The 12,270-nt window shown below is 67.4% G+C and carries 11 protein-coding genes; 7 read left to right on the plus strand and 4 right to left on the minus strand.

Annotation, left to right across the window (positions count from 1 at the left end; all coding sequences use genetic code 11):
• The first annotated feature begins 180 nt into the window (after positions 1 to 180).
• Positions 181 to 714 carry a TRAP transporter small permease gene (locus BLS85_RS04550; protein ID WP_092782780.1) on the plus strand — a complete coding sequence of 178 codons (534 nt, stop codon included), beginning with the start codon at positions 181 to 183 and terminating at the stop codon, positions 712 to 714.
• Positions 714 to 2,006: a TRAP transporter large permease gene (locus BLS85_RS04555; RefSeq protein WP_092782783.1), complete on the plus strand. Its 1,293-nt coding sequence runs from the start codon at positions 714 to 716 to the stop codon at positions 2,004 to 2,006. Before BLS85_RS04550 ends, BLS85_RS04555 begins: the two co-directional genes overlap by 1 nt.
• Positions 2,007 to 2,223: 217 nt before the next feature.
• Here the strand turns inward: BLS85_RS04555 and BLS85_RS04560 are convergent, their stop codons facing one another.
• Together BLS85_RS04560 and BLS85_RS04565 are read right to left on the minus strand one after the other, a co-directional pair.
• Positions 2,224 to 2,718, minus strand: a complete 495-nt coding sequence (locus tag BLS85_RS04560; protein ID WP_143027090.1) for a NifB/NifX family molybdenum-iron cluster-binding protein — start codon at positions 2,716 to 2,718, stop codon at positions 2,224 to 2,226.
• Positions 2,719 to 2,828: 110 nt separating this feature from the next.
• Positions 2,829 to 3,305, minus strand: coding sequence for a TspO/MBR family protein (locus BLS85_RS04565; protein ID WP_092782786.1), 477 nt, complete (start codon positions 3,303 to 3,305; stop codon positions 2,829 to 2,831).
• Between the two features lie 156 nt (positions 3,306 to 3,461).
• On the opposite strand from BLS85_RS04565, the gene BLS85_RS04570 reads away from it, so the two are divergent.
• The 4 genes from BLS85_RS04570 to BLS85_RS04585 all read left to right on the plus strand — a co-directional run bounded on the left by BLS85_RS04570 (position 3,462) and on the right by BLS85_RS04585 (position 7,748).
• The gene (locus tag BLS85_RS04570) at positions 3,462 to 4,112 is read left to right on the plus strand and encodes an SCP2 sterol-binding domain-containing protein (protein ID WP_092782789.1); all 651 of its coding nucleotides are present in this window, start codon (positions 3,462 to 3,464) and stop codon (positions 4,110 to 4,112) included.
• Positions 4,113 to 4,254: 142 nt separating this feature from the next.
• On the plus strand, positions 4,255 to 5,238 hold the full coding sequence (gene ubiU, locus BLS85_RS04575; protein ID WP_245699076.1) for a ubiquinone anaerobic biosynthesis protein UbiU: 984 nt from the start codon (positions 4,255 to 4,257) through the stop codon (positions 5,236 to 5,238).
• 163 nt (positions 5,239 to 5,401) lie between these two features.
• Complete coding sequence (ubiV, locus tag BLS85_RS04580; RefSeq protein ID WP_092782795.1) at positions 5,402 to 6,325, plus strand: ubiquinone anaerobic biosynthesis protein UbiV; 924 nt, start codon at positions 5,402 to 5,404, stop codon at positions 6,323 to 6,325.
• Between the two features lie 205 nt (positions 6,326 to 6,530).
• Complete coding sequence (locus tag BLS85_RS04585) at positions 6,531 to 7,748, plus strand: S41 family peptidase (protein ID WP_176793369.1); 1,218 nt, start codon at positions 6,531 to 6,533, stop codon at positions 7,746 to 7,748.
• A gap of 511 nt (positions 7,749 to 8,259) precedes the next feature.
• On the opposite strand, the gene BLS85_RS19020 is transcribed toward BLS85_RS04585, so the two are convergent.
• Positions 8,260 to 8,652, minus strand: coding sequence for a hypothetical protein (locus tag BLS85_RS19020; protein ID WP_176793372.1), 393 nt, complete (start codon positions 8,650 to 8,652; stop codon positions 8,260 to 8,262).
• 69 nt (positions 8,653 to 8,721) lie between these two features.
• Between BLS85_RS19020 and BLS85_RS04595 the strand changes: the two genes are divergently transcribed.
• A complete protein-coding gene (locus BLS85_RS04595) occupies positions 8,722 to 10,959 on the plus strand; it encodes a P-loop NTPase fold protein (protein WP_092782801.1) in 2,238 nt (745 codons plus the stop codon).
• 348 nt (positions 10,960 to 11,307) lie between these two features.
• Here BLS85_RS04595 and BLS85_RS04600 read toward each other — a convergent pair whose 3' ends face one another.
• Complete coding sequence (locus BLS85_RS04600; RefSeq protein WP_092782803.1) at positions 11,308 to 12,267, minus strand: UDP-glucuronic acid decarboxylase family protein; 960 nt, start codon at positions 12,265 to 12,267, stop codon at positions 11,308 to 11,310.
• Between the last annotated feature and the right edge of the window lie 3 nt (positions 12,268 to 12,270).

The following is a 12,270-nucleotide window of genomic DNA, read 5'->3' on the forward strand; positions in this document are numbered from 1 at the left end:
GGTCTTGCGATTCGGGAGGAGACGCTGGGTGATGCAAGGAGCGCCGACCGCCCACGGCGGTGTCCGCTGGCCTCTTGCGGATGGGCGCCGTCCTGATGCTAGGATCGCTCAGCCGTTGTTCATCCGCCCGGCCACGACCGCGTCCGGCTGTCGCGGACCCGCCGCGAGGACCCCCCCCGCATGGTCCCAGTCTTCACCGCCCTGGCCCGGGCGCTGGATCGCTTCTATCAGGTCTGCGGCCTGATCTCCGCCGCTCTTCTGGTGACGCTGACGCTGTTGATCCTGGCCAGCATCGTCTCGCGCATCGCCGGGGTTTATCTAGGCGGGGTGACGGAGTTCGCCGGCTACGCCATGGCTGCCGGGGCGTTCTTCGGCATGCCGTACGCCTTCCGCTCCGGCGGGCACATCCGGGTCAGCCTGTTGATCTCCAACCTGTCGGGCCGGGCGCGCTGGGCGTTCGAACTGTGGGCGCGCGGCGTGATCGCCGCCGCCACCGGGTATCTGGCCTTCTACCTCTGCCGCCTTGTCTATTATTCCTACATCTTCGGCGACGTCAGCGAGGGCGGTGACGCCATTCCGCTGTGGATCCCACAGGTGCCGATGGCGGCCGGCGCAGTCTGCTTCGCCGTCTCCACCCTGGATTCGTTCCTCCGCGCGATTGTCGAGGGCGAGTACAGCCTGACCGCGCCCGAGGCCGAGGGAGGGCGCGAGTGATGGGCGAGGGGGTCCTGATCGTCATTTTCGTGCTGTCGCTGTTCCTGCTGCTCGGCTCGGGCGTGTGGGTGGGCGCCAGCCTTCTGGTGTGCGCCTGGATCGGCATGGAATTGTTCACCAACCGGCCGACCGGCGATTCCATGGCCATGATCCTGTGGAGCGCGCAATCGTCGTGGACGCTGACCGCGCTGCCGATGTTCATCTGGATGGGCGAGATCCTGTTCCGCTCGCGCCTGTCGGAGGTGCTGTTCCAGGGCTTGACGCCGTGGCTGGCCCGATTGCCCGGGGGGCTGTTGCATACCAACGTGGCCGGCTGCGCCATCTTCGCCGCCATTTCGGGATCGTCGGCCGCCACCGTGGCCACGGTGGGCAAGATGTCCATCCCCGAACTGCGCCAACGCCAGTATCCGGAGCGCATGATCGTCGGCACCCTGGCCGGGGCGGGCACCCTGGGCCTGCTGATCCCGCCGTCGATCTCGCTCATCATCTACGGGGTCTCGGTCAACGAGAGCATCGCCAAGCTGTTCATCGCCGGCATTCTGCCCGGCATCTGTCTGGCGGTGATGTTCATGACCTACGTGGCGCTGTGGGGGATTCTGTCGAAGCACCAAAGCGCTGAAATGGTGGTCTATTCGCTGCGCCAGCGGCTGCGCGGCCTGCGCGATCTGGCGCCGGTGATGATCCTGATCCTGGGCGTGATCGGCTCGATCTACACCGGCGTCGCCACCGCCACCGAGGCCGCCGTGCTGGGCGTGGTCGGCTCGCTGGGGCTGTCGGCGCTCCAGGGCAGCCTGACCTGGACGACGTTCCGCGAGTCATTGTTCGGGGCGGTGCGCACCTCGTCGATGATCGCCTTCATCCTGGCCGGCTCGACCTTCCTGTCGCTGGCCATGGGCTTCACCGGCATTCCCCGTGCCCTGGCCGAGGGAATCGGCGGGCTGGACCTGACGCCGTTGCAGCTCATCGCCATGCTGACGGTGTTCTACATCATCCTGGGCATGTTCCTGGACGGCATTTCGTCCATCGTGCTGACCATGGCGGTCATCGAGCCCTTGGTGCGACAGGCCGGCTTTGACATGGTGTGGTTCGGCGTCTATTTGATGGTCGTGGTGGAGATGGCGCAGATCACGCCGCCCATCGGGTTCAATCTGTTCGTCCTGCAGGGTATGACCGGGCACGACATGGGCTTCATCTCCAAGGCCAGCGTGCCGATGTTCCTGATCATGTGCCTGGCCATCGTCGGCTTGGTGTGGTGGCCCGACGTGGCGCTGATCCTGCCGCGGAATATGTGAGGGTTGTCCGGCATTTGACCTGACCCATGCAGCCGTGACGGCGGACTACCGAGGCAGCCGAGCCCTCCCGGCCTTGGGTCGGTTCGGGATGACGTCTCCATGTGTTTTTGAACACGGCTCAATGTCAAAACAGGACGGTTCCGTCATCCCGAACACGGGCTCCCGGCAACGGCTTCTGGCGGTTTGAAACGGCTCGACCGGGCGGCTTTCCCGGCCGTCAGGCCCCCCCCGCGCCGGCCGCCGGAGACCCGTGCCGACGGCCGTGCCCGTGCCCGTGCCCATGTTGACCGCAGCATCCGCCATGACCGTGCTCGTGGCCATGATGATGGTCGTGATCGTGGTCATGATGGTCGTGTCCGCACGCGCAGTCGTGCGCCCCGGCGCCGGAGACGTTCACCCGGCCCTCGGCGATGCCCTTGAGCACGCTGGCCGGGTCGGTGTCCTCGGGGCTCATGACCACACGCACGCCGCGCCCGGCCATGCGGGTGATGAACTCGGCGCCGCACTCCTTGGTCACCAGCACGTCCAGGGCGTCCAGAGGGTGCGGTCCCGCCTGGTGGAACTCGTGCATGGACATCTCGGGCGGCAAATCGAGGCGGTCCAATTCGGTCGCCGTGCCGTCCTCGGCCAGATCGAACACCAAAAACCGGTTGGTGCGGCCAGCGTGGCCGGTGATGGTCTTGAAATTCAGACTGGTGAAGCCGATGCGCATGATGAGGGCCCTTACGATACCAACGAGAGATCGCGGGTCTAGCGCGTCGCACCGCGGGGCGACATAACAATTCTCAACCGCAACAATGGAAAGAGTCCGGACGGCGCCGGTCAGTCCCCGGTTCGATTCAGGCGCCATACCGTCACCGTCAGGGCGCTGGCGAAGGTCACCCAGGCCAGATAGGGCAGGAACAGCAGCCCGGCCCAGTCGTTGACCTGCAGAAACAGCAGCGTGGTGGACAGCACCGCCAGCCATAGCGCCAGAACGACCACGACTCCGCCGCCAAGGCTGCGCCGACCGAAGAACACCGGCGACCACAGGGCGTTGAGCACAAGCTGGACGGCGTACACCGCCAGCGCCGACAGGACGGCCGGCCCCTCACCGAACGTCCAGACCAGGAAGGCGGCCACCGCCATCAGCACATACATGACGGTCCAGGCCGGGGCGAACAGCCAGTTGGGCGGGACCCAGGACGGTTTGCGCAGGGCGGCGTACCACTCGCCGGGACGGAAGATGGCGCCGGTGGACGCGGCGCCGAAGCTGGCGGCGGACAACACAACAAACGCAATGAGGGAATCGAGGGACATGAGGGGCTCCGGTTCAGGGTACGGTTTCCGTGTCGTACCCCAGCCGGTCAAAAAAGTCATTTTCAAGACCCGACGTATATAAGATATTCGGGAGCCGCGTGGCGCCGGGAAGGGTGGCGCCGCGTGCGTGCCCGTTCCCGGTGATCCAGGTGTGTCATGTCCTCATCCGTCCGCACGTTCTCGCCCGGCCTTCTGGTCGGCATTCTGCTCCGCCCCATCCCGCTGTCGGTGATGCGCGCCCTGGCCCGTCCGGTGCTGGACGGTCTGGTCCGCGACATGGGGCCGCGCCTGGAGGACCGGCTGTCGGAGCTGAGCGGCCGTCTGGCCATCGTGCCGACCGGGCACCCCGTGGCCGTGGCGCTGGATATCGAGAACGGCGCCGTCACCATGGACCTGATCGAGGCCGACACGCGCGAGGCCATGGGCGCGGTCGCCGCCGTGCGCGCGCCGCTGGAAACCCTGACGGCCATGCTGGACACCGAGGGCATGGACGGCGATGCCTCGTTCTTCACCCGCGCCCTGACCATCGAGGGCGACACCAGTCTGGTGATGGCCCTGCGCTATGCGCTGGAGGACGCCGGCGCCGGTGTCGACGACGTCGCCCGCGCCTTCCCCTGGCCGATCGGCCCCGCCCTGCCGCGCGTGATGCACCTTGGCCAGCGCGTCCACGCCGCCGCCAGCCGCGATCTGGCCACGGTGCAGGACGCCATCCTCGCCCCGGTGCGCACCGAGTTGGCGCGGCAGGAGGCCCGCATGTCGCGCATGGAAAGCCAGATGCAGCGCACCCAGCGCCGCCGGGCCAGTTAGGGCGAATCCCGGGCGATCCGGAACGGGTCGCGACGACGATTTGCCGCGAATGGAAATGGGCCGCGCGCCGGGTGAGTCCATAGGTCTGGGTGAGTCCACGGCAACCCAGCGCACTTGAGTTCGGAGTCGGAGAGGTCCCGCGATGAATGCTGTTCCCATGGAACTGGTCTGTCCCGCCGGCACGCCGGCCGCCTTGGCCGCCGCCATCGACGCCGGCGCCGATGCCGTTTACTTCGGCTTCCGCGACCGCACCAACGCGCGCAACTTCCCGGGCCTGAATTTCTCGCCCAAGGAACTGGCCGAGGGCATCCAGACCTGCAAGGCCAAGGGTGCGCGGCCGATGATCGCCATCAACACCTACCCGGATGCCGGCGACGACTCGCTGTGGCGGCGCAACGTCGACATCTGCGCCGAGGCCGGCGCGGGCGCGGTGATCCTGTGCGACATGGGTCTGGCCGGCTATGCCGCCAAGCGTCACCCGGACCTGCGGCTGCATCTGTCGGTGCAGGCGTCGGCGTCCAACGCGCCGTCGGTGAAGTTCTACCGCGACGCCTTCAACATCCGCCGTGTCGTATTGCCGCGCGTGCTGACCGTGGAGCAGATCGCCGCCCTGATCGCCGCCGTGCCGGGCATGGAGACCGAGGTCTTCGTCTTCGGCGGCCTGTGCGTGATGGCCGAGGGGCGCTGTTCCATGTCCGGCTATGCCACCGGCATTTCGCCCAACAAGGACGGCGCGTGCTCGCCCGCCAGCCATGTGCGCTATGAAGAGCACGGCGAGATCATGACCTCTCGCCTGGGGAATTTCACCCTGAACCGCTTCGGTGCCGGCGAGCAGGCCGGCTACCCCACGCCGTGCAAGGGCCGCTACCGGGTGATGGGCCGCGAGATGCACCTGTTCGAGGACCCGTGCAGCCTGGACGCGACCCCGCTGCTGCCCGAGTTCGCCAAGGCCGGGGTGACCGCGCTGAAGGTCGAGGGCCGCCAGCGCGGCAAGGCCTACGTCGCCCAGGTGGTGAAAAATCTGAAAGCCGCCATCGCCGGAGAAGCCACCGACGCGGCGGCCTCGCGCCCGTTCATGGAGGGGGCCGCCGGTACCACGGGCGTGTACGCCGGATCGTGGCATTGAGGGCAGAAACCGCATCCGCATCAACGGGACCCACCGTCATTGCGAGCGTCCATCGCCAGATGGACGTGAAGCAATCCAGGGCAGGGAGCGCAACGTTTCGCCCTGGATTGCTTCGTCGCTACGCTCCTCGCAATGACGGATCAGATGAAGTGATTGATCGACCATGACCCAACCCTCCGTTCGCCTGACCCTTGGCCCGCTGCTGTACCACTGGACGCCGGAGCGGCGCCGCGCCTTCTACAAAAGCATCGCCGAGGACAGCCCCTATCAGGTGGTGGTGCTGGGCGAGACCATCTGCTCCAAGCGCGAGACCGCCCCGGTGATCGAGGCCATGGCCGAGGCCGAGGTGATGCTGAAGGCCGCCGGACGGCAGGTGATCCACCCGACCATCGGCTTGGCTGTGGCCCAGGAGGAGGTGGAGGCGCTGGAGGCCGTGGCCCGCACCGCCAACGCCGGCGCCCTGATCGAGGCCAACGACGTCGGCGCGCTGGCGCTGCTGTCGCATCAGCCGCACCACATCGGCCCCATGGTCAACGTCTACAACCCGGCCACGCTGACCGCCCTGGCCGAGCGCGGCGCCACCTGCGTCACCCTGCCGTGGGAACTGCCGCGCGAGAACGTGCTGACTCTGGCCAAGACCGCCCGCGATCTCGGCATCGAATGCGGCGTGACCGTGTTCGGCCGCGCCCCGCTGGCCATCTCGGCGCGCTGCTACCACGCCCGCGCCCACGGCCTGACCAAGGCCACCTGCCGCCTGATCTGCGACCAGGACCCCGAGGGCATGGAGGTGGAGACCATCGACGGCGATCCGTTCATGGTGGTCAACGGCCTGCAGACCCAGGCCCACACCGTCACCCTGCTGGTGCGCGAGATCCCGGAGATGATCGAGGCCGGGGTGACCCAGGTCCGCGTCTCGCCGCTGGACCTGGACATGGGGGCCGTCGGCCGCGTCTATGACGACCTGATCAACGGCCGTGTCGGCGTCGAGGAGGCCGAGGACCGCCTGCTCGACCTGCTGGAAGACCGCGAGGTCTCCAACGGCTTCTTCCACACCGCCCCCGGCGCCGATTGGGTCGCGGCGGAGTAGGGGGCCGTTGGCTTCGGACGGACGGCCCTCCCGAGCAGTCGGCTCCAGACCAGTGTCGAGGCACGCGACGCGTGCTGTCGTCGCGTGTCGTCCGGTTCAGTCCGCAGGGTGAGCGGCGCGTCCCGGCATGGCTTTCCTGACGGGACTGGCACGAGCCACCGGGACATCTTCCGGCCACGGCGGCCGGGCAGGAGGAAACCGACCCATGCGTGCCGTGCTCACCGGTGTTCTCATGCTCGTCCAGGCCAGCGCGGCCGTCGCCGCCGACCGGCTGGCCGTGTTCGACGAGGCGACCAAGGTCACCGCCGAGCAGTTCTACGATCCCGGCATGGCTGGGGTCGACTGGGACGCGGCGGTGGCCGCGCACCGCGCCCGCATCATGCCGGAGATGGACCGCGAGGCGGTCGCGGCGGAGGTCAACGCGCTGCTCGCGCGCCTGGGGACCTCCCACACCCGGCTCTACACCCGGGACGATCCCGCCTGGTATCAGCTCGCGGGCGTCTTCCTGCACGGCAGCGACGAGATCGCCGCCGCGCTCGCGCCCTTCCTCACGGACGGCGCCCCCCGGTATGCCGGGATCGGCGCGATGGTTGACGCGCGGGACGACGGTTTCTTCGTCACGGGCGTGCTCCCGGGCTTCCCGGCCGAGGCGGCGGGTGTGCGGGTCGGCGACCGGCTGGACGCCGTGAACGGGGACCCGTACCACCCGATCCGCTCCTTCGCCGGACGGGCCGGCACGGACACCACGCTCACCGTCGAACGGTCCCCCGGCGACCGCCGCGACCTGACGGTGACTCCCGTGATGCTCGACGGCGTGACGATGTTCGAGGATGCCATGCGGGCCAGCGCCCGTGTGATCGAGCACAATGGCGCGCGCGTCGGGTCCATCCGCCCCTGGTCCTATGCCGGCCGCAAATACCAGGACATCCTGGCCGGTGAGGTGCTGTACGGATCCCTCAAGGACGCCGACGCCCTGGTGCTCGACCTGCGCGGCGGCTGGGGCGGCGCCAGCCCCGAGTATTTGACCTTGTTCACCGACAAGGCCATCACGATGACCAGCATCGGCCGCGACGGGACCGCCTTCACCTTCGCCTCGGGCTGGACGAAGCCGGTGGTGCTCCTGGTCGACGAGGGCACGCGCTCGGGCAAGGAACTGATGGCCCACGGTTTCCGCGCGCTCGGCCTCGGCCCCATCGTCGGCGAGACCACGGCCGGGGCGGTCGTCGGCGGGCGGCTCAACGTGCTGTCGGACGGCAGCCTGCTCTATGTCGCCGTGGTGGACGTTCGGGTGGACGGCGTGCGGCTGGAAGGCGTCGGTGTCGCGCCGGACATCGCGGTGCCCTTCGACCCGGCGTTCGCGGCCGGCGCCGACCCCCAATTCGACCGCGCCGTGGCCGAAGCCGCGCGGCTGGCGGGCGGCTGAGGGGGGAGACGCCCATCCTCACCCGCTCCTGGGATTTCCGTGGGTCCGGCATTCGACGAGGGGTCTGGCATGTCGTCCCTGCAGCTTCATATCCTTGATGCGCGGGGCCCGAGGGCCCCGGTTTTCGCCCTGGATCGCGTCGTCGCCGCGCGCCGAGTCATGACGATGGAGATTGAAGCCCATTCACCCGATGGTCCCGGCCGATGGTCCCGGCCGATGCACCCGAGCATATTGACGGGACAGGGTCTCCCGCATACGAAGAGAGTGGGGAGGCAGGGGCGTGGCATCGAAGCCGGAACACTTCGACAGAAAAGAGCTCGAGGCCTGGCTGCGGACGCAGCCGAAAGAGGTTTCGGTGGCGATCGCCGCGCGCTGCGCGCTGCGGGTCTTGCCCCTGCTTGACGCCGCTCCCTTCGACGATGGCACGCCGACGGCCATCATTTTGCCAACATTTCGTGCGAATTCTCTGGCGTTTTCTATATTAGGTGTTTCAGAAAACGCCAGAGAAAGTCTAGGCAACGCCGCCGCCGCCGCCGCCGCCGCCGCCGCCGCCGCCGCCGCCGCCGCCGACGCCGCCGCCTTCGCCGCCTTCGCCGCCGCCGCCGCCGACGCCGCCGCCCGCGCCGCCTTCGCCGCCGCCGACGCCGCCGCCAACGCCGCCGCCAACGCCGCCTTCGCCGCCGACGCCGCCGCCGACGCCGCCGCCCGCGCCGCCTTCGCCGCCTTCGCCGCCGCCGACGCCGCCGCCAACGCCGCCCTTGTCTCTGACCGGCGCCAGATTGACAAAGGAGGGGCCGTCGAAGATCTGGCCCGCATGCCCGTGTGGCCTGATGGGGACGTTCCGGAGCCCCTCGCCGACGCCTGGGGCAGCCTCAAGACCACCCTTCTCTCCCGAAACGAACACTGGGACGTCTGGACCGACTGGTACGACGCCCGGCTGACCGGCGCGCCGCCGGAGCCGGAGGCACTGGCGGTGGCCCGCGTCACCCTGCCCGAGCCGATGTGGGAAAAAGGGGCCAAAGTGATCAACCCGGCAATCCGGACGTTGATCGACCGTCATGAAAAAGACGGCCCGAAAGCCGTCCGGGCCCAGATGACGCGCTATCGGAGGAAATATCCGAAGAGCAAAGTCGAACCATCCGCACCATCATCGCCCCTGTCTGAGGAAGCCCCCGAAGCCCCCGGTTCAGACGCCGAAGGTCCGTCCAATCCTGGTGAAGAAAACACGGACGATCCAAGCGAAGCAGGGGTGGAGCCACCCCGTCGGGCTGTCGAAACCCACGAGACGGACTACGTGTCCGACCGACCGGAAGCCGACCGGGATCTGCTGGATCGGGCCTCGCTCGCCTTCGCGCTGGCGCACAACATCAACAAAATCTGGACCGCCCAGACGGCCGCCGACGAAACGAAGGACTGGGGCCGGAAGACACTCGATGGGCTGCATTGCGAACGGCTCACCCGGCGGACGCGAGAGCCGGACGAGGCGGCCTTCATCCTGCACCTTGATGCGCCGTGGGGCGGCGGCAAGACCACCTTCGCCAATTTCATCGCGCGGATCCTGAACCCCGCCGCCCATGGCTACGACACGAGCGACGCGAAGACGCTCAAGGGCACGCTGCTGGGGGATCTGCCCCTGAACGAGTCCAGCTACTGGCCCCGGGAGTTTTCGACGCGACGCTGGTTCGTGGTCGAGTTCAATGCCTGGCAGAACGAGCATGTCAGCCCGCCCTGGTGGAATTTCTACGAGACGATCCGCCGTCGGTGCCTGCGCGCGATCCTGTGGGAGCCGGGGCGCTTTGGAGCCCCGAGGTCCAAGCACTGGTCGAAGGCCGTAGGAACTTGGTTTTGGTTTTGGATGCGCGAAGCGATCTGGCGATTGGTCACGCCCGCGACCCGGCGTGCGCTCGTGACCACAGTCCTTCTCATCGTGACGACGTTCGTCGTCTACAAAATTGGCCTGCTTCAGTGGCTTCATGACCTCGATATCGAGGGTGTCGAACTCACATCTATTCTCGCAACGTTTGCGTCCGGCGGCATCGCCGTTTTCATATTTGGCAGTATCCGTCAGGGGCTCAATCGTTTCGTCAACAGTATCTCGTCGTCGGTGGACGCCTCCAAGCTCGGTGAAGCGGATCCGGTTGACCGATTCCGCCGGCATTTTTCCTGGTTCGTCGGCCAGCTCCACCAGCCTGTTCTGGTGATCGTGGATGACCTGGACCGATGCTCGGCGAAATACGTGGTCGAACTGGTGCGGGGCCTGCTGACCATCTTTCGCTCACCACGGGTGGTGTTCATGCTGCTTGGCGACAAGGACTGGATCGAGACCGCCTTCGCCAAGGTCCACAAGGAGATGGCCGACGTCCACACCGGCTCCCAGATCACCTTCGGCGGGCGGTTCGCCGAAAAGGCGATCCAGCTTTCGTTCCTGCTGCCCGCACCCGATCCGGACGCCCGGGGTGCCTACCTGACCGACATTCTGGCCACAGACCAGAACGCGACGCCTGAGGACGAGGAAACCAAAGAGGCGTTGCAGAAGGTCGAAGAGCAAGCGCGCGCGGACTTGGCCGGAACCGACCGGACGGAAGACCAGGACGCGGCGGCGCAGAGGACCGAAGACCTGATCGACGAGGCCAGCGCACAGGCGACGCCCGAGACTCGCGCCGCTTTTGAAAAGGCGGCGAACCGCATCCTCGACCGCGAGCGGATGCTGAGGGCGGCCACCGCGCGGTCAACGGAAACGGTCGTCCGCCAGCATGGTCTCCGGCCGTTGAAGGATTTTCTTCCCGCCAATCCGCGCCGAATCAAGCGGATCGTCAATATGGTGAGCGCCTATCAGGCCAGCGCCCAGGCGACGGAAGGGGTCGCGTTGGGGTCGGACCAATGGAAGCAACTGGTGATCTGGGTCGTGATCATGTCGGAATATCCACAGGTCTGGAAAACGCTCGTGACCGATCCGGACCTGACGACCCGTCTTCTGAACGAGATCAAAGGATCCAAGCCAGGGGACGACATTGTCCCGCCCGCGCTTCCCGACGATGCCTCCGAGGACGACAAAGCCAGCCACGCCGCGCTTGCGACACTTCTGGCGACGCCGGGGCTCGTCTCGCTGCTGCGCGGCGATCCGTTCGCCGAAAAGGGGAAGGAAGGGTCTGCGCCCGGCATCGACGTCGACGCGAGCGAATGGCTGAGACGACTGACGCCCCTGGACTAAAGGGCACCGCAAATAACCGGCCGTTTGGCCGGGTTATGTGCGTCGGCTGGACGCAAGCCGCTCTGTGCTCTTTGTGTCTCTGTGGTGAAAATGCTCCCCCCATCGTCCGGGCAGAACCATCACAGAGGCACGGAGGACACAGAGCGCTCATCACCCGGCCGCGCCACCGGCGTAGGCCTTGGCGGGGGACAGGCCGTTTCCGCTCTCGTCTCGCCACGGCCGGGGACATGATCCCGGCAGGTGGCGACGATGCACCGCTTTCGGGTGGGCGGGATCACCGGAGATCGGCGCGGGCCTGTTGAGGGGATAGCCCTTAAGGCGCTCCAGCGCGGAGGCGTCTCCGGCCCATCACATCCTGAGCCGCGCCCGGAGATCGTGCACGGTTCGCGCCAGTCCTTCCTCCAGCGGAACCGATGGCTCGAACCCGATGAGGGCGCGGGCTTTGCCGATCTCGGGGCGCCGCTGGGCGGGGTCATCGGCGGGGCGGGGCCTGTGCTCGATGCGCGACGACGATCCGGTCAGGCGCACCACGGTCTCGGCCAGGTCAAGGATCGTGTATTCCACCGGATTGCCGAGATTGAGCGGCCCGGGCTCCTCCGCCGGTGTCTCCATGAACCGCAGGAAGGCGGGGATCAGGTCGTCCACATAGCAGAAGGAGCGGGTCTGCGAGCCATCCCCATGGATCGGCAACGGCTCGCCGCACAGCGCCCGGACGATGAAGTTGGAGATCACCCGGCCGTCCTTCGGGTGCATGCGCGGCCCGTAGGTGTTGAAGATGCGCGCGACCTTGATCTCCAGTCCGTGCTGCCGGTGGTAGTCGAAGAACAGCGTTTCCGCGCAGCGCTTGCCCTCGTCGTAACAGGCCCGCTGACCGATCGGATTGACGTTGCCCCAGTACGATTCGGGCTGCGGATGCACGGTCGGATCGCCGTACACCTCCGACGTGGAGGCCTGGAAGATGCGCGCCCGCAGGCGCTTCGCCAGCCCGAGCACGTTGATGGCTCCGTGAACCGATGTCTTGGTCGTCTGCACCGGATCATGCTGATAGTGGATCGGCGACGCCGGGCAGGCGAGGTTGTAGATCTCGTCAACCTCGACATATAGGGGGAACGTCACGTCGTGGCGCATGAACTCGAACCGGGGGTGGTCCTTCAGGTGCACGATGTTGTCGCGTGTGCCGGTGAAAAAGTTGTCGGCGCACAGAACGTCGTGCCCCGCATCCAGCAGCGCGTCGCACAGATGTGAGCCGAGAAAGCCGGCGCCGCCCGTGACCAGCACCCGCCGCGTCGTCGCGAAATCCCGTCGCATCGC

Source organism: Rhodospira trueperi, from assembly GCF_900101965.1.
In the GTDB taxonomy this organism is placed as follows: domain Bacteria; phylum Pseudomonadota; class Alphaproteobacteria; order Rhodospirillales; family Rhodospirillaceae; genus Rhodospira; species Rhodospira trueperi.

Excerpts from the sequence above, each read along its gene's own strand:
- BLS85_RS04550 (WP_092782780.1), top strand. The coding sequence starts at position 181 with ATGGTCCCAGTCTTCACCGCCCTGGCCCGGGCGCTGGATCGCTTCTAT.
- BLS85_RS04555 (WP_092782783.1), top strand. The coding sequence starts at position 714 with ATGGGCGAGGGGGTCCTGATCGTCATTTTCGTGCTGTCGCTGTTCCTG.
- BLS85_RS04560 (WP_143027090.1), bottom strand. The coding sequence starts at position 2,718 with ATGCGCATCGGCTTCACCAGTCTGAATTTCAAGACCATCACCGGCCAC.
- BLS85_RS04565 (WP_092782786.1), bottom strand. The coding sequence starts at position 3,305 with ATGTCCCTCGATTCCCTCATTGCGTTTGTTGTGTTGTCCGCCGCCAGC.
- BLS85_RS04570 (WP_092782789.1), top strand. The coding sequence starts at position 3,462 with ATGTCCTCATCCGTCCGCACGTTCTCGCCCGGCCTTCTGGTCGGCATT.
- ubiU (WP_245699076.1), top strand. The coding sequence starts at position 4,255 with ATGAATGCTGTTCCCATGGAACTGGTCTGTCCCGCCGGCACGCCGGCC.
- ubiV (WP_092782795.1), top strand. The coding sequence starts at position 5,402 with ATGACCCAACCCTCCGTTCGCCTGACCCTTGGCCCGCTGCTGTACCAC.
- BLS85_RS04585 (WP_176793369.1), top strand. The coding sequence starts at position 6,531 with ATGCGTGCCGTGCTCACCGGTGTTCTCATGCTCGTCCAGGCCAGCGCG.
- BLS85_RS04600 (WP_092782803.1), bottom strand. The coding sequence starts at position 12,267 with ATGCGACGGGATTTCGCGACGACGCGGCGGGTGCTGGTCACGGGCGGC.